We start from the raw sequence: 16,795 nt of genomic DNA on the forward strand, positions 1-16,795 counted from the left end.
TCGAAAGGGGTGGCCCGATTCGCATCGGCCCCAGAACCAGTCGTGGAGCGGCCGGCGCGAATCTCGCGCCGGCCGCCCAGGAAAGCCCCACGACCCTTTTGCTGCTACGCCACGGTGAGACGGCATTGACACCGGAGAAGCGGTTGTCCGGCAGCGGCGGCTCCGATCCGGCGCTGTCGGAGGCCGGGCGGCGGCAGGCCGAGGCCGCCGCGAGGATGCTCGTGGCACGCGGCGCGGTGCAGGCGGTGGTGTCCTCACCGCTGCGCCGGGCCCAGCAGACGGCCGAGACGGTGGCACGACGGCTGGGCCTGGACGTCCGAGCCGACGAAGGGCTCAGTGAGGCGGATTTCGGTGTCTGGGAGGGACTTACGTTCGCCGAGGTGCGCGAGCGCTACCCGGACGACATGGCAGCGTGGCTCGCTTCTCCGGCGGCGGTGCCGGGCGGAACCGGGGAGACATTCACCGCGGTTGCACGCCGGGCCGCGCTCTCGCGGGACCGGCTCCTTGCGCGGTACGAGGGGCAGACGGTGTTGGTCGTTTCGCATGTCGGGGTGTTGCGGACGCTGGTTCGGCTGGCGCTGGGCGCGCCGCCCGTGTCGCTGTTCCGGATGGAGCTGTCGGCGGCCTCGCTGTCGGCCGTGGCCTATGACGGGAAGGGGAATGCGTCGGTGCAATTGCTGAACGACACATCGCACTTGGCGGACCACCGCTGACCTCGGCAGCCAAGCGGGCGGTGCTCGGCACGGCAGCCTCGTCCTCGTCGGTCAGCATCGAATCGTCTTGGTGCGCATGAGGAACTCAGCGAGGTAGCCGTCGTGCGGCAGTCCGTGCTCCATCCACGGTGTCGGATGGTCACCGACGTAGACGTTGGCGATGGTCGGCTCGGCCACCAATTCGTCGATGAGGTTCGCGTCGGTGGTGACGGCAGTGAGGACGAGGGTGTCGCGCAGCGGCCGGACCCCGGCGTCGCGGTCCCACGGTGCAATCCACGCACAGGGGAAGCCCAGTTCCATCCCGAGCTGTTCGGCGAACGGGCTGTCGAGCTGGTGCACCGCCGGCCGGAGCACCGCGGAACCATCGCCGAGATCGTCGACGATACCGTCACCGCCGAGCCACGCCTTGGTGCCCGCTGCCCGCTGCCGCAGATACTCGTCCCACCGACGGGCGGGACCGATGGGCTGCGTGGGCAGGACTGCGCGTTCGTCCGTCGCGGGCAGGCTGGGCAGTGCGGCGAGGCGTTCGGCGATCGCCGCGGCCACGGGGGAAGGGTCGCCCTCGACCAGTACGCCGGTGGCGTTGACGCAACCGACGCCCCCACCACTGCTGATCGACTCCACGATGGTGTCGACGATCGGCTCCCACTCGGTTTCGGCGGTGATGAGTATCTTGGAGCGCCCCGGGCCCTGCGGCAGAATGCGTGGATCATCCACATATTTGCCCACGACATCCGCACCGCCGTACACCATTCCGAAGTCGGCGTGCCGGAGGATGTCGTCGGCCACATTGTGGTCGGTGGGCAGCAACACGATTCCCTCGTCGCCGAAACCGGCCTCGCGCAGGGCAGTGACCAGCCGATGGGGGGTGAACGGCTCACGACGGGACGGACGCACGGCGACGCGATAGCCGAGCGCGAGGGCATCGAACCAACCCTGGTGCACCGCAGGGTGATTGCCCGCCGCATGGACGGCGAATACCGCACCGCGCCGGGTCCACACCGCCGCACCGCCCCGGGCCCGCGGATCGCGCCACGAGCCGACCGCACCGGCCGGCCGCGCGTTCTCCACGCTGTGGTGGATCCGCTCGGCGGCCCGCGCAATATCGTCGGTGGCATTGCGCACCACCGTGATCGGTATCCCGGTGACCGCGCTGACGGTGTGCTGGTATTCCTGCGCCGTCAGTCCCGCGATCGGCTGCGTGGCGAAAGCCCGGGCCGCCTGTGCGAACGCCGCGATTCGTGTGTCGACGGGTAGCGTCGGCGCTCGGCGCAGGGCCTTTATCGCGCGGGTGATGTAGAGCGAGGGCGCGAGACTCAGTGTCGCGACCGGGTTTCCGGCGAGATCTCGAATGGTCTCCTGGCGCCGGGACCGATAGGGGCCGCCGGGGCCGAGAACGTCCAGGGACACCATCAGTACACGCCCTCGACCACCGGCGTATCGCCGAAGGACGCCACGGGGGTGACGTCTGCGACCGCATCACCGAAGCCGCCATCCACCGGTGCGATCCGGGTGGCGAAGTCCCGCTCGATGTTGTTGACCAGCAAGGCACTTCGGCTCATGTGATGCACCACAATCTGCCCGCGCTCGCCGTACGGAACAACCCGGCCGGTGTCGGGGTCGATCACCCGGAATGTGGTGTACGGAGCGAAGGAGTCGAACACACATGGCTCGTCGCCACCGAGGCCGGGTCGCTCCACCGATGTCCCCAGCATCATCGTGCCGCCGTATCCGCCGACCAGCTTGACGCTGTCGAACACCTCGTCACGCAGCAGATCTCGGGTGTCAGCGTCCAGATGTGTGCCACCCCAGATGATCGCGCGAACCTTCCGGTTCACCAACTCGACCAGATCGTCGTGCTGCGCGAGGCGCTCCAGCATCGGCGGGGTGGCGAAAAGGACGCCCACATCCTGGCCGGCCAGAATGTAGCCGACCTGTTCGATGAGGTGATCGGTGTAGGCGTCGGCCATGTCCGTCCGGCCCTGCGCGATCAGCTTCTTCACCCATCGCGGGTCCAGATCGATGCTGAAGTTCAGCCCGCCCCGAGCCATCGCGGCGTCGGCCGCCATGGCTCCGACATTGTGCGGCCCGCTGGGAACCGCGCTGAGCCAGTCGACATTTCGAGGTACGCCGTGAGAATCCAGTCGCTCACTGAACCATTCGACGCTGCGCCGATGCCACTCCGCGGTGTACGCCACTCGCTTGGGCTGCCCGGTGGTCCCGCCGCTTTCGTAGACGGCCGCCCCGTGCTCGTCACCGTAGCCACGGGGAATCAGCTCACGGACGCCGACATCGCGCAGCTCGTCCACCACATTGGGAAACAAGCCGAGATCGTCGAAATCCCGGACATCGGTCAGCGGATCAAATCCGAGGGTCTCGGCCCGTTTCAGCCAGAACGAGGACCCGGTCTCCGGGCTGAAGTGCCACCGCATCATCTCCCGAACGAACTCTCCGTCAGTGTGCTCGACCATGGATTTTCCTCCCTAACGAATTGAACAAGGGCCCGGCAACTGCTACTTCGATGATGAAAATGATGCGCAAAAAAGGATTCAGTCTTGACCAAGCTCCCTACCCGGTCTCGGCCGAACCGCTGAGGAAGCGGGCGGTGGAGAGGCCGGACGTGTCGGTCCAGGGTTTCTCGTCGAGCACGAGGTTTCGGATGATCTCTCCGGCAGCAGGTGCTTGGCACAGTCCCTGACCGGAGAATCCAGCCGCGTAGAGGAACGGGCGGGAGCGATCGCGGCCGATGAAAGCCATCCCGTCCGGGCTGACATCGAGGTCTCCGCTCCACCCGGTCTCAAGGCCCTTGCCTGCGAGGGCCGGGAAGGTCGTGCCGAGGTGGTGTGACACCCGTTGCAGCCAGGTCTGTCGGGTTTCGTCCGGAGCGGGGCGGCCCATCCCGACGAGGATGCGGCCTCCCCAGCTTCGAATCCGCAGGCTGGACGGGTGCATGGTCATCGGCAGAGCGTTGTGCGGGGCACTACCGGGGGTGTCGGTCAGAAGCATTTCGACGGGGTATGTGGTCACAGGAATGTGCACGTCGGCCATGGCGGCGACCGTTCCCGCCCAGGGGCCTGCCGCGCAGACGATGGTGTCGGCGCGGATGCTGCCTGCAGGCGTATGGACCCGCCCCTCCGGGTCGATGCCGGTGACAGGTGTCTGCGTGCGCAGGATGGCGCCGGCCTGCTCGGCGGCTGTGGCATAGCCGCGCACGATCGCGGCGGGATCGCAGGCGTAGGCCTCGGGCGACCAGGCTGCCGCCAGGATGGTCCGCTCGTCGACCAGCGGGTTCAGCCGCGCTGCTTCAGCAGCGGTCACGAGCTCGACATCCACTCCGGCTGCCTGCTGGGCAGCTTGGGTGTGGCGGAAGTCCTGCACCTGGTGTTCGTCGGTGAACAGCACGAGCAAGCCGATACGCTGCAAGCCGAGGTCGTTTCCGGTCCGTTCGGCGAAGGCGTGGTAAGCCGCCAGGCTCCGGACGGCAAGGCTGCTGATGAGAGCGTTGCCGGGAAAGTAGGTACGCACCACGCCCGCAGTGGTCCCGGACGATCCCGATCCGAGCTCGCCACGCTCCAGCAGGACGGTACCGACGCCCGCCTCGGCGAGTTGGCAGGCTATTGAGTTGCCGATGACGCCCCCGCCGATGACGACGGCGTCCGAGCGTTCGGGGAGCTGGCTCACGACTGGCGCACCGTTTCCTTGAGGCGCAGTTGGCGCAGGTGATCTCCGGCGTCCCACGGGTACAGGTGCAGATTCCAACCGCCCAAACAGTTGACGTAGAGGGCCAGTTGGCTCACCACACTCAGGAAATCGTCGCGATCGAGCTGGTCGAGGCAGGTCAGGAAGCGCTGGGTGAAACTCCAAAGCTGCTCCAGGCCGCAGTAGCCCAGAAACTCGGCCGGCAGACCGACCAGCAGGCGCGCCATGTGACGCAATGAATCCATCGGCATGCCCTGGACCGCGGCCCGGACCAGACCACCGTAGGTGGCATACCCCAGCGGGCGGGTCTCACCGTTGACGAACAACAGAGTGGGTAACACCGTCTCAAAACTCCCTGCCCCGGAAGGGATCACCCCCTCGTGGAGATCAGCGAGTTCCTGTGGTGCGGACAGCCAAGCCCGCTCGGTCGCGGTGTACACGTCGTGTATGAGACGTTTCGCGTCGGGATCTGCGGCGGTCAAATGCGGAATACGGTGGCCGCCTTCAGTTCCCGCCTTGCGGACCTCCGCCAGGATCGGCTTCTTCGTCGAATAGACCGAATCCCAGACCGCCTGCCCGGCCTCCATTAGCGCGGGCATATCCTCCTGCCGGATCTGGCCCACCGGGGATGCCGGCATCGGTTCGGTCAACGTGCCGTACTTGATGCCTAAATGCTGTAGCGCGGAGCAGAATACGGTCCCATCGGGCGCCTCGCGTCGATCTGCGATCCGAGTAGACGCGGACAGATGCAGCAGCGACGGGATCGGTGCCGCGTGATATAGATGCTGTCCCGCCACCAGGGCGTGTCCCTGCAGACTCTGGTAGGGCAATGCTTCCCACAGCGCGTCGGCAAGTTCAGCGTTGCGACCGTCGAGTTCCGCGGTCACGGTGATACCCAGGTCGGGCCAGGAGATTTCGAAATGCCGGCCAGAAATCGTTTCAGTCAAGATTTTCCCCTTAGCTCATTGAGGTGTCGCCGCTGCTATTTCTCTGCGAAAGCGTCACGGACGGAGTGGGTTCAGTGAGCAGATCTCATCTACGTCCTTGCGAGTGAGCGCTGTTGCTGGTGGACGGCGAGCAGCGCGTGCAGCAGGACGGTGACCCGTCCGGGGCTGATGTGGATCTTGTGCAGCGCGCGCCAGTTGGTGCCGTTGGCGCCTTGGTAGCCGGAGTCGGCGGTGATTTCCACGTGCTGCTCGCGGCGGACTCGATGGTGCCGTCGGCGCGGGCGGCGGTCAGGTGGTGCGTGGAGCCGGCCGGGCCCCGCCGAGGAAGATCAGATGCCCACCGGTGGTGGTCAGCGCCTCCGCGTTCATGCCGTGTTCGCGGTGTTTGGCCTGGTGGAGCGGATCCGGGTTGGCCTCGGTGGCCAGGCTGGTGCAGCGCCAGGCTGACATCAAGGCGCCGTCCAGCAGCAGGCGCCGCCCTTCCCCGGAGGTGGCGAGGGCGTCGGCCAGGCTGGGAGCCGGCGCGGCGAGGGCATCGATGCCCTCGTTGACGTAGCGGCGGGCGGTCTCGGTGCCGATCCCGAAGTGGCATCCGAGCTGTTCAAAGGTGTCGCCCTTGGCGAGGAAGGCCAGCAGCACGAGCCGCCTGGCCCCATGGCGCCAGGGCCCGCCAGATACCGCCCGCGTCATTCCTTCGGGCGGCGGTCAGGTTCTCTCGTCAGGAAACCCGGCCGGAGGGGACATCGGGCGTGGCGCGATAGGTGACCAGCGAAGTTCCTTGTGTCGCACGGTGGTTGACTCTCCATACGACATCGAGGGGCTTCGTTGCGTTACGGGTCCCGACGGGTCCCGCTCTCACCCGACCCGGGCACGATGAGATTCGCTCAGTCACACGCTGGAAATTCATCTGGCCAGCGGCACGCTTCATCCGCCGTTTACGCCGCTCGGGAATGGGTGTGAATTTTTCTAGTCTCGCACAAGTGGCGGACTCTGCACAATTATTAGCAAAATTCTCAAGAATATCGTCGCGCATACCGGCATCGCAAGTGACACCGGATTTCCTGTACTTCAGATTGCCTGGACGTATCTTTACGTGGTCACCCCTCCGACACATCGAGGGAGGAGTAAGAAATTCAACAGCTAAACGGTCATATACGAGCCCCCTGGGGAAACCGTGTACCCCGTGAAGGTAGGCCTCGTTATAGATATGTCTACTGACGGTAACTGGATCGCCAACATACAACTGCCAACCGAACCGGTCTAACAAGGATCCTCCGAGATCTACGAGGTCTACCGAGGTCTTCCTAAACGATGCCGTCTCTCAATTAGAGAATACATGTCAGGAACAACTGGTCAACCCTTCGCATTGGATTCGACCCACGGTGCTCATGCAGCGCTGGTGATGTGTGGAAGCCGTCCGGCAGGCCGATGCCGGTGACCGGGGCGGTGCACTCCAGTAGCGGGACCAGCACGTGCCGCCCGAAGCGGGCACCGCTCACCACGGCGAACAGACCGTTCGGGGCGGCAGGGTGCTTCGTGCGCAAGGGCCGGGCCCGCGTGACGTACGGCGCCGGCGATGACGGCTTTCGTCCACACCTGTCGTATTCACCTGGCCCAGCGCTCGACGCCCGCGGGTGAGGTGTCGGACAGGCCGGGCCAGGGTGGCACCGCAATGCCGGTGTGGTGCACGGACCGCACCGAAGCGGACTGCTCGCACTGGTAGCGCAGCGCAGTGGAACCCATGTCGTCCCCTTGGCTTGATGAGGTGAAGGTGCGGGCGTCCGGGGCATCGCCGAAGAAGAAGGCGAAGGCGCCCGCAGTGCCCGGCACTTCGGCGTCGCGCAGATCGAGAACGAAGTCGTCCTCGGTGTAAGGGCCCACCGCGCCTGGGCTTCGGCTACCGGGGTCAGATGGTGCAGCGCCGCGAGGGCGGGGCCGCCCGGGACTGGCGGTACCCGTTGGGCCACCGGCCACCGGCCACCGGCCGCCAGCCACCGGCCGCCAGCCCCGAGAGGAGTGGGCGAGGGCGGATATCCACTCCATGCTCATCACGATGCTCATCACGGCGGCCACGTGCTGGATTCGAATTACCGGAACGAGTTCAGGCGTGCGGTTTCAAAGCAGATCAAAGCAGGATTCGCAGATGAGTCGTGGACAGCGCATGCACTGCGTCACTTCTCGCCAGCAGCGCCATCGCCGGCGGATTGTCACTGCTTGAGGTCTCTCGTTGGCTGGGGCACGCCACCATTCAGATCGCTGCTCACCTCTACGTCACTTGACCCCAGGCGCGGGTGCGAGAATGAGGTCCGTGATGGACGGGGCGCTGCCGCGGCCAACGGGAGCTGTGCTGACTCGTAGAATCGTGCCGGCTTGGTGCTGACTCGAAGCCCACGGAGGGGAAGAACATGCAGGTCGGAGCGAATAGTTGAGATTTCTGCACACCTCCGACTGGCATCTGGGGCGGTCCTTTCACCGGGTGAATCTGCTCTCCGCCCAGCGCGCGTTCCTCGATCACCTCGTCGAGACGGTGCGCGCCCGGGAGATCGACGCGGTGCTGGTCGCGGGCGATGTCTATGACCGTGCCGTGCCGCCGCTCGCCGCCGTCGAACTGTTCGACGAGGCCCTGCACCGGCTCGCCGGTCTCGGTGTCCCGACAGTGATGATCTCCGGCAACCACGACTCGGCCCGCCGGCTGGGCGTCGGCTCCGGACTGATGGAGCGGGCCGGAATCCACCTCCGGACCGACCCGGCCGGCTGCGGCACCCCTGTGCTGCTCGCCGATCCCCATGGCCCGGTGGCGCTCTACGGGCTGCCGTATCTCGAACCCGCCATGGTCCGCGACACCCTCGGGGCCCGGCGCGCCGACCATGCGGAGGTGCTCGGCGCGGCCATGGACCGGGTACGGGCCGACCTCGCCGGCCGGCCCGCGGGGACGCGCTCCGTGGTGCTTGCGCATGCCTTTGTCACCGGTGGCGCGGTCAGCGACAGCGAGCGCGATATCACCGTCGGCGGGGTCGCCTCGGTCCCCGTGTCCGTGTTCGACGGGGTGGACTATGCCGCCCTCGGGCATCTGCACGGCTGCCAGACCCTCACCGAGCGGGTCCGCTACTCCGGATCTCCGCTCGCCTACTCCTTCTCCGAGGCCGATCACCGCAAGTCGTCATGGATCATCGAGCTCGACGCGGACGGAGCCGTGCACGCGGAGCGGGTGGACTGCCCGGTGCCACGGCCGCTGGCCCGCATCCGCGGACGGCTGGAGCAGCTGCTGGAAGACCCCGGGCCGGCCCGGCACGAGGACTCCTGGGTCGAGGCGACCCTCACCGACGCCGCCCGCCCGCACGAGCCCATGGCCCGGCTGGTCAAGCGCTTCCCGCACCTCGTCAGTCTGGTCTTCGACCCCGACGACGGGCCCACCCGCTCACTGGCCTCGTACGCGCAACGGCTGCGCGGACGCAGCGACCAGGAGATCGCCGAGGACTTCGTGGAACACGTACGGTCCGGCCGTGTGGCCGATGAGCAGGAGCGGGCCGAACTGCGCTCGGCGATCGACGAGGTACGCATCGACGACATGGCGGCCGAGGTGGCGCGTTGAGGCTGCACCGGCTCTCCGTCACCGCCTTCGGGCCGTTCGGCGGCACTCAGACCATCGACTTCGACCGGCTGACGCGGGACGGTCTCTTTCTGCTGCACGGCCCGACGGGCGCGGGCAAGACCTCGGTCCTGGACGCGGTGTGCTTTGCGTTGTACGGGTCGGTCCCCGGGGCGCGGCAGAGCGGCCAGGCGCTGCGCAGCGATCTGGCGGACCCGCTGACCCTCACCGAGGTCGTCCTCGAACTGACCGTGGGAGAACGGCGGTTGGAGATCACCCGGCTGCCTGAGCAGCCGCGCCCCAAGAAGCGGGGCAGCGGCACCACGAAGGAGAAGGCGCAGAGCAGGCTGCGGGAGTTCGTGCCGGCCGGGGCCGGGGGAGCGGCGGACGGTGACGGCCCGGAGGGCGGCGCGGGACCGGACGGCGCCGACGGGCCGCAGCGGGACGGTCACTGGAAGGCGCTGAGCCGCTCGCACCAGGAGATCGGCGAGGAGATCGGCCAGCTGCTCGGTATGAGCAAGGAGCAGTTCTGCCAGGTGGTGCTGCTGCCGCAGGGCGACTTCGCCCGCTTTCTGCGGGCCGATGCCGAGGCGCGCTCCCGGCTGCTGGGACGGCTCTTCGACACCCGGCGGTTCGCCGCGCTGGAAGAGCAGTTGAACGCGCGCCGCAAGGCCGCCGCTGACACCGTCACCGCGGGCGACGAACGGCTGCTGGCGCTGGCGCACCGGATGGCGCAGGCGGCCGGTGAGAGCGCCGATCTCACCGATCCGTCGGTGCCGGCGCCGGACCGGGCCGGGGCGACGCCGCAGGGCGCCTCGGCGCGCGGACGTGCCGCGGCGGCCGGCGGGCGCGGCCGGGCTACGGCGACGGCCACGCAGCGGGCGACCGTGCCGGAGCAGGCCGGGGCTGTGGAGCCCGGCGGACCGGCCGCACCGTCCCGTACCGCCGCCGCGGAAGACCCGGCCGCACCGGGGCCCGGTGAGCCGGGATTCGCGGACGCCGTGCTGGTCAGGGCGGCGGTGGCCCGGGTGAGCGCACGGGAGCGGCTGGCGGTCGCCCGCTCCGCGCTGCACGCCGCCGAGGCCGCCGAGCACACGGCGGCCGGGCGAGGGGAAGCGGCGCGTGAGCGCGACCGGCTCCAGCGGCGGTACGCGGACGCCCGGCGCCGGGCCACCCGGCTCGATGCCCACGCCGAAGAGCGCGAGCGCACCCGCCACAGGCTGGAGCGGGGCCGTGCGGCCGCGGAGGTCGCGCCCGCGCTCGCCCTGCGCGACGCCGCCTGGCGTGAGCTGGACGCCGCACAGCGCACCGAACGACAGCGCCGAAGCCCGCTGCCGCCGGATCTCGTCGACGCGGAGAGCGAACAACTCGCCGCACTGGAAAGGCAGTTGCGGGAGGATCTGGGGTCGCTGGGCGCGGCCCGGCGGGCCGAGCGGCGGACCGCCGACATCGGCCGGGAGCGCGCCGTCCTCGACCGTGAGGCGCGCGCCGACGAGCAGACGCTGCTGGACGCGGCCGAGTGGCTCGCCGAATGGGACGACGCCCAGCGCGCCCACCAGCAGCGCATCGAGACGGCGCAAGAGTCCGCCACCCGGGCCGAACAGCTCGGCGCCCGTATCGAACCGGCCGCCGAACGCTGGGAAGCGGCCCGTCGCCGCGACCGGCTCAGCGGTGAGGTGCAGTCGGCGGAAGCGGAGTTGCTCGCCGCCAGGGAACGGTCCTCGGCGGCCCACGAGCACTGGCTCGACCTCAAGGACCGCAGGCTGCGCGGGATCGCCGCCGAACTCGCGGACGGACTCCGGGACGGCCGGGCCTGCGCGGTGTGCGGCGCGACCGAGCACCCCCGACCGGCCCGGGCCGGTGCGGGCCATGTCGACCGGGCGACCGAGGACGCCGCACTGGCGGCGCACCGACAGGCCGAGGAGGCCCGGGGGCAGGCGGAGTCCCACCGTCAGTCGGCCAAGGAGGCGCTGGTCGCGGCATCCGCCACGGCCGGTGACACTCCGGCCGGCGAACTCGCCGCACAGGTGGAGGAGTTGCGTGCCGAGTTCGCCGGTGCCCATGCGCGGGGGGCCGACCTCCATGCCGCCCGCGAGGCGCTCGGACGCGCGGAGCGCGAATACGAACGGCGCCGCGCCGAGCAGCAGCAGACCGAGCGCCGGGCCGCTGCCCGTACCTCCCACCGGGAAGCGCTGGACCGCGAACGGGCCGCTCTGGAAGAGGAGCTGACCCGGGCGCGCGGCGACTGCCCGAGCGTCGCCGACCGGGCCGCGCGGCTGGAGCGGCAGGTGGGCCTGCTCGCCGCGGCGGCGGAGGCGTCCCGTACGGCCAACTCCTGTGCCCAGCGGCTCAAGGAGGCCGATGCGGGGCTGGCCGACGCCGCCTACCGCGCCGGATTCGACACCCCGCAGGCCGCCGCGGAGGCGCTGCTACGGGACGACGAATGGCGGGTCCTGCAGCATCGGCTGGACGAGTGGCAGGCCGAATCCGCCGCTGTGGAAGCCGAGTTGGCCGATCCCGACACCGCGGCCGCGGCGGCGCTGCCGCCCGCCGACCTGGCAGCCGCACAGTCCGCGCACCAGGCCGCGGCAGCGCGGCTGCGCACCGCCTCGGCCGGCCATGCCGCGGCTCAGGAACGCTGCACCGAGCTCGACCGGCTCTCCGCCCGCGCGGAGGCCGACGCCCGCGCGCTGGCCCCGCTGCGCGCCGCCTACGACCGCATCGCCCGCCTTGCCGCACTCGCCTCCGGTACCTCCAGCGAGAACGAGCGGCGGATGCGCCTGGAGTCGTATGTGCTCGCCGCCCGGCTCGAACAGGTCGCGGCTGCTGCCAGTGCCCGGCTGCACCGGATGTCCGCCGGCCGCTACACCCTCGTTCACTCCGACGAACGGGCCGGCGCCGCCCGGCGTTCCGGCCTGGGGCTGCATGTCATCGACGCCTGGACCGGCCATGAGCGGGACACCTCCAGCCTCTCCGGTGGTGAGACCTTCTTCGCCTCGCTCGCGCTGGCGCTCGGCCTCGCCGATGTCGTCACCGACGAGGCGGGCGGCACCCGGCTGGACACCCTCTTCATCGACGAGGGGTTCGGCAGCCTGGACGAACAGACCCTGGACGAGGTGCTGGACGTCCTGGACTCACTGCGCGAACGGGACCGCAGCGTCGGCATCGTCAGCCATGTCGCCGACCTCAAGGCACGGATCCCCGCCCAGCTGGAGGTCGTCAAGGACCGGTCGGGCTCGACGGTCCGGCACCGCGTACGGAGCTGAGCCCGCCGGGCGGGGCTGTCACCGGCGACTGGTCACCGGCTGACCGGGCGGCGGGGGAGCGGTGAGGAGTAGACGACGCTGGTGGTCACCGCGCCGAGCGCACCGATCCGGCCGGACACCTCCTCCAGGTGCTTCATGGACCGGGCGGCGACCTTGATGACAAAGCAGTCGTCGCCCGTGACGTGGTGTGCCTCCAGGATCTCCGGCGTGGTCTCCAGCAGTTCGTGGAACGGCTTGTCGTTGCCGTTGGGGTACCGCAGCCGTACGAAGGCCAGCACCGGCAGCCCGACCCGCTCCGGGTCGATCACCGCCGCATAGCCCGAGATCACCCCGGCCTCCTCCAGACGGCGGACCCGTTCGGTGACCGCGCTGGCGGACATGTTCACGGCGCGCGCCAGCTCGGCGTAGCCCGCGCGGCCGTTGTGCTGCAGGACATCGAGGATGCGCCAGTCGGTGGCGTCGGGGGAATAACCGGTCATCTGCGCTGTCTAGCAGTGCAATCGCCGGCAGATCAAGGGGGATGCCGGTGATCTTCCCTGCTCTCGGGCCCGTGCTGCCGGGTTCTTCGCCGCTCGGCTCGCCTTCCCCACCGATGTCAGGCTCGGCGGCGGCAGTGCGAGGTGAGCGTGCAGTGGCGCGGCCGAAGTCGGTGGTCAGCCAGCGTTCGATGGACAGATCAGGGAACGCGTGGGGCCGGTAGGTGCCCGCCACCGCGGAGATGTCGGTGATGCGGTCGAGACGGAAGGTGCGCCAGTCGTCCCGGTCGACATCGAACGCCACGAGGTACCAGTGGCCGGCGCGTAGGAAGTGGCGGTACGGCTCGACCAGGCGGGTGGACGGCCGGCCGTGCTGGTCGGTGTAGCGGAACCGGAGCCTGCCGTCCTCGGCCACCGCGTCCTCGGGGAGCCAGGCGCGGATCAGATGCAGCCCGGCTACCAGAGCGGTGATCTCGTCGGCGGTGAACAACAGCGGCGGGACCTTGACCCCGGGCCTCAGCCGATAGGTGCTGCCTGGCCCCGGGCGGGCTTCGACCGTGTAACCGAGCCGGCGGAGCCGCTGGGCGTCGCGTCGTACGGTGCGGACGCTCGTGCCGAGCCGTTCGGCCAGGTCGGCAGCTGTCCACTCGCCGCCCGACTGCAGCAGAGTCAGCAAGGTCAAGGTCCTGATCGTCGGGTCGAGATCCATGCCTTCAGCTTTCCAGGAGAGGAGGACAGGTTCAGGCCGCCTTGGCTCCTAGCCTGCAGTCGAGCCACCGAGGAGAGGAAGAAACCGTGCAGATCGCTGTCACCACCCCGACCGGCAACGTCGGCCGGCACGTCGTCGCCACACTGGTCCGCGCCGGGGTCCGGCCGCGCGTCCTGCTGCGCGACCCCGGCCGACTGGCTCCCGACGTCCGAGATGAGGTGGATGCCGTGCCGGTCGACCAATACGATGCCGACGCGGTGGTGGCCGCCACCGAAGACGTTGACGCCCTGTTCTGGGTGGACCCGACCACCGGCAGTGCGGATCCCCTCGCCGACTGCGCCCGTGCCACGAGCAGCGTGGTCCGCGCCGTCACCGAGAACCGGATCGGCCGCGTCGTCTTCCAGAGCAGCGTCGGCGCCGAGAAGCGTCACGGTGCCGGCGAGATCGACGGACTGGCGCACACCGAGACTGCGTTGGATGACCTGGGCGTCGACGTCACCCACCTCCGCTGCGGCTACTTCTTCACCAATCTCGAATGGCAACTCGATGCCCTGCGGGCCGGCACCCTCCAGGTGATCCTGCCACTCGACCACCCCATGGCCTGGGTGGCGCCTCGCGACATCGCCGAGGTCGCCGCCACCCGGCTGCTTTCTCCCACCTGGTCCGGACGCTGTGTGCAAGCAGTTCACGGGCCCGCCGACCTGACCTGGCGACAGGTCGGCCACATCCTTACCGCTGCCACGGGCCAGCAGATCAGCGTGGCACAGATCACCGACGACGGCATGCGCACCCAGCTCCATCAGGTGGGCATGCCCGACAGCCTGGTCGAGGCCATGGTCGGCATGTCGACCGGCCTGCGCGAGAACTTCGTGCCCGAACAGCGCCGCACCGTCCGGACCACCACCCCGACCACCCTCGCCGCCTGGGCGTACGACCATCTCCGGCACCGGATCGCCGAAGCGTCGTAAGCCATCAGGCCAGGCAGCAGTGGCTCCGTCCGCCGCCCCGCGGCCGACGCTCCCACACCGGCAGCCGGTCCATGGCAGCCAATCCCACGTCGCGCCGCCGCCGAGCCCTCCGTCGCCCCGTAGCCCCGCACGGGCAGGACCCAGGAAAAGCGGGTGACGCCATGGCCCGGTGGTCACGATGCTGGGGTGCCATGACCTACGACAGTAGCTGTTCCGCCGAAAGCTCCGGGTCCGCCCCGGGGACCGACGTACCGCGCCGCGACCCGTTGCCGCTTCTCGGCCGTACGGCCCTGGTCACCGGAGCGAGCCGGCGCCGTGGCATCGGTTACGCGGTCGGTGAGCTCCGCGAGCGGGTCGCCGGGTGCTTCCCCGGCGGGCAGTGGGGCGCGCCCGACGACCCGGCCCGCCTGATCGCTTGGCTGGCCACCGACGAGGCGGCCTGGATCACCGGTCAGGTCATCAACTCCGAGGGAGACTTCCGGCGTTGAGCCGGCCACCGAGGGGAGCGCGGGGAGGTGCCCCCAGCCGGGTGCGCAGCGGGTCACCAGGGAGCGGAAGGAGCGGCCGGTCCGCCGCGCGCGCCACTGTCATGTCAGCGGACCGTGCGGACGGCGGCGGCCGGCCACAGCACTATCGTGCCATGGCCGGCCGTCGTTCCTGGAAGTCCTGGTCAGAGTGCCGACAGCTCGCTCAGCAGATCGTCCAGGCCCAGTGACCCCTGCGACAGCGCCGCCATGTGCCAGGCCTTGAGGTCGAAGTCCGCGCCGTGCCGGGCGCGGGCCGCCTCCCGGCCCCGCAGCCAGACCCGCTCACCGAGCTTGTAGCCGATCGCCTGGCCTGCCATGCCCTGGTAGCGGATGATCTCGCTCTCGACGAAGTCGGCCGGGCGGCTGCTGTGCCGCGCGAAGAACTCGTGCGCCAGCTGCGGTGTCCAGCGCTCACCCGGGTGGAAGGGCGAGTCCGCGGGGATCTCCAGCTCCAGATGCATCCCGATGTCGATGATGACCCGGACGGCCCGCATCATCTGCGCGTCCAGGTAGCCCAGGCGCCGTTCGGCGTTGGTCAGGAAGCCCAGTTCGTCCATGAGCCGCTCGGCGTAGAGTGCCCAGCCCTCGGCATTGGCGCTGACGATGCCCACCGTCGTCTGGTACCGCGAGAGCGAGTCGGCGACATGGGCCCACTGCGCCAGCTGGAGATGATGGCCGGGCACCCCCTCGTGGTACCAGGTGGAGACCAGGTCGTACGCCGGGAAGCGGGTCGCGCCCATCGTCGGCAGCCAGGTCCGGCCGGGGCGGGAGAAGTCCAGCGAGGGCTGGGTGTAGTACGGCGCGGCGGCGCCACCGGGCGGAGCGATCCGCGACTCGACCCGGCGCACCCGCTCCGCCAGCTCGAAGTGGGTGCCGTCGAGCGCGTCGATGGCCTCGTCCATGAGCGACTGGAGCCACTCGCGGGTCTCCTCGACGCCCTCGACCGCCTCGCCGTGCTCATCGCACCAGGCCAGCGCCTCCCAGGGCGTCTTCGCGCCGGGCAGGACCTTCTCGGCCTCCGTCTCCATCTCGGCCAGCAGCCGGTGGAACTCGGACCAGCCGTACGCGTACGCCTCGTCCGCGTCGAGGTCGGCGCCGTTGAAGTAGCGGGCGAGGCGGGCGTAGCGCTCCCGGCCCACCACGTCCGGTGCGCCCTCGATGGCGGGGGCATAGGTGTCGCGGAACCAGTCGCGCAGCTCCACCAGCGCGCCGGTCGCCACCTCGGCGGCCGCGGTCAGCTCGGCGCGCAGGGCGTCCGGGCCCGGGTCGGTGAACTCGGCGAACCAGCTGCGGTCCGTGCCGATCCACTCGTCCAACTGGCCGATGACGGTACGGACCTGGAGCGGTCCGGCGGGCAGGTCCCGCTTGCGGCCGGCGTCGAGCGCCGCGCGGTAGCCCTCCAGCGCGGCGGGCACGGCCCGCAGCCGCCGGCCGATCGCCGCCCAGTCCTCTTCGGTCTCGGCGGGGGTGACGGTGAAGACCTCACGGACGTGGTGCAGCGGCGAGCTGAGGTTGCTGACCGTGCGCAGGCCCTCGCCCGTCTCGTGGACCGCCAGCTCGGCGGTCAGCCGCTCGCGCAGCAGCCGGGCGCAGATCTGCTCGGCGGCGCTGTCGGCGCCCGGCCGGGTCTCGGCCTCGGTGAGCTTCTCCAGTGTCGTACGGGCGAGCTGGGCCACCGCTTCCTGGCCCGTCGGAGAGAAGTCGGGGAGCTTGCCGGAGCTCTCGGCGATGCCGAGGAAGGTGCCGGTGATCGGGTCCAGGTCGACGAGGGCGTCGACATAGGCGTCGGCGACCTCGCGGGGCAGCGGGCCGCCCCCGGAAGTAGTGGTATCGGACATACGGCCATCCTCGTACGGATCGCCCCGCCGCGTCACCATCAAAGAGCCGTACGTTCCTGTCGC

12 protein-coding genes and 3 pseudogenes are annotated in these 16,795 nt (G+C 69.8%); 5 read left to right on the plus strand and 10 right to left on the minus strand.

From position 1 onward, the window contains the following. Positions 1–83: 83 nt before the first annotated feature. Positions 84–713, plus strand: a pseudogene (locus AB0C46_RS06660) (histidine phosphatase family protein); the annotation flags it as partial. 51 nt (positions 714–764) lie between these two features. Here the strand turns inward: AB0C46_RS06660 and AB0C46_RS06665 are convergent. The 7 genes from AB0C46_RS06665 to AB0C46_RS06695 all read right to left on the minus strand — a co-directional run bounded on the left by AB0C46_RS06665 (position 765) and on the right by AB0C46_RS06695 (position 7,240). After that, complete coding sequence (locus AB0C46_RS06665; RefSeq protein WP_362826204.1) at positions 765–2,126, minus strand: aldehyde dehydrogenase family protein; 1,362 nt, start codon at positions 2,124–2,126, stop codon at positions 765–767. Continuing rightward, positions 2,126–3,184, minus strand: a complete 1,059-nt coding sequence (locus AB0C46_RS06670; protein WP_362826205.1) for an AMP-binding protein — start codon at positions 3,182–3,184, stop codon at positions 2,126–2,128. The genes AB0C46_RS06665 and AB0C46_RS06670 overlap by 1 nt, the downstream gene beginning before the upstream one ends. Before the next feature lie 97 nt (positions 3,185–3,281). After that, entirely contained in the window at positions 3,282–4,394 is a 1,113-nt protein-coding gene (locus AB0C46_RS06675) for an FAD-dependent oxidoreductase (RefSeq protein WP_362826206.1), read from the minus strand. Next, on the minus strand, positions 4,391–5,359 hold the full coding sequence (locus AB0C46_RS06680; protein ID WP_362826207.1) for a hypothetical protein: 969 nt from the start codon (positions 5,357–5,359) through the stop codon (positions 4,391–4,393). The genes AB0C46_RS06675 and AB0C46_RS06680 overlap by 4 nt, the downstream gene beginning before the upstream one ends. Positions 5,360–5,448: 89 nt before the next feature. Next, positions 5,449–5,601, minus strand: coding sequence for a hypothetical protein (locus tag AB0C46_RS06685; protein WP_362826208.1), 153 nt, complete (start codon positions 5,599–5,601; stop codon positions 5,449–5,451). A gap of 46 nt (positions 5,602–5,647) precedes the next feature. Beyond that, positions 5,648–5,998 (minus strand): hypothetical protein, encoded by a 351-nt coding sequence (locus AB0C46_RS06690; protein ID WP_362826209.1) that lies wholly within the window; start codon positions 5,996–5,998, stop codon positions 5,648–5,650. Between the two features lie 966 nt (positions 5,999–6,964). Further along, entirely contained in the window at positions 6,965–7,240 is a 276-nt protein-coding gene (locus AB0C46_RS06695) for a hypothetical protein (RefSeq protein WP_362826211.1), read from the minus strand. Between the two features lie 544 nt (positions 7,241–7,784). On the opposite strand from AB0C46_RS06695, the gene AB0C46_RS06700 reads away from it, so the two are divergent. Together AB0C46_RS06700 and AB0C46_RS06705 are read left to right on the plus strand one after the other, a co-directional pair. After that, a complete protein-coding gene (locus AB0C46_RS06700) occupies positions 7,785–8,951 on the plus strand; it encodes an exonuclease SbcCD subunit D (RefSeq protein WP_362826212.1) in 1,167 nt (388 codons plus the stop codon). Next, positions 8,948–12,214 (plus strand): SMC family ATPase, encoded by a 3,267-nt coding sequence (locus AB0C46_RS06705; protein ID WP_362826214.1) that lies wholly within the window; start codon positions 8,948–8,950, stop codon positions 12,212–12,214. The genes AB0C46_RS06700 and AB0C46_RS06705 overlap by 4 nt, the downstream gene beginning before the upstream one ends. Before the next feature lie 32 nt (positions 12,215–12,246). Here AB0C46_RS06705 and AB0C46_RS06710 read toward each other — a convergent pair whose 3' ends face one another. Further along, positions 12,247–12,693: an Lrp/AsnC family transcriptional regulator gene (locus AB0C46_RS06710; RefSeq protein ID WP_362826215.1), complete on the minus strand. Its 447-nt coding sequence runs from the start codon at positions 12,691–12,693 to the stop codon at positions 12,247–12,249. A gap of 211 nt (positions 12,694–12,904) precedes the next feature. Further along, a pseudogene (locus tag AB0C46_RS06715) lies at positions 12,905–13,399 on the minus strand (WYL domain-containing protein); the annotation flags it as partial. An 86-nt stretch (positions 13,400–13,485) separates the two neighbouring features. Between AB0C46_RS06715 and AB0C46_RS06720 the strand changes: the two are divergent. Both AB0C46_RS06720 and AB0C46_RS06725 read left to right on the plus strand, forming a co-directional pair. Next, positions 13,486–14,367, plus strand: a complete 882-nt coding sequence (locus AB0C46_RS06720) for an NAD(P)H-binding protein (RefSeq protein WP_362826216.1) — start codon at positions 13,486–13,488, stop codon at positions 14,365–14,367. A 335-nt stretch (positions 14,368–14,702) separates the two neighbouring features. Then, positions 14,703–14,855: pseudogene (locus tag AB0C46_RS06725) on the plus strand (3-ketoacyl-ACP reductase); the annotation flags it as partial. A 182-nt stretch (positions 14,856–15,037) separates the two neighbouring features. On the opposite strand, the gene AB0C46_RS06730 reads toward AB0C46_RS06725, so the two are convergent. After that, a complete protein-coding gene (locus tag AB0C46_RS06730) occupies positions 15,038–16,732 on the minus strand; it encodes a DUF885 domain-containing protein (protein ID WP_362826217.1) in 1,695 nt (564 codons plus the stop codon). Positions 16,733–16,795 lie beyond the last annotated feature (63 nt).

It is taken from the genome of Streptomyces sp. NPDC048637 (assembly GCF_040650675.1).
GTDB lineage: Bacteria > Actinomycetota > Actinomycetes > Streptomycetales > Streptomycetaceae > Streptomyces.

Excerpts from the sequence above, each read along its gene's own strand:
- AB0C46_RS06670 (WP_362826205.1), bottom strand. The coding sequence starts at position 3,184 with ATGGTCGAGCACACTGACGGAGAGTTCGTTCGGGAGATGATGCGGTGG.
- AB0C46_RS06710 (WP_362826215.1), bottom strand. The coding sequence starts at position 12,693 with ATGACCGGTTATTCCCCCGACGCCACCGACTGGCGCATCCTCGATGTC.
- AB0C46_RS06730 (WP_362826217.1), bottom strand. The coding sequence starts at position 16,732 with ATGTCCGATACCACTACTTCCGGGGGCGGCCCGCTGCCCCGCGAGGTC.
- AB0C46_RS06665 (WP_362826204.1), bottom strand. The coding sequence starts at position 2,126 with ATGGTGTCCCTGGACGTTCTCGGCCCCGGCGGCCCCTATCGGTCCCGG.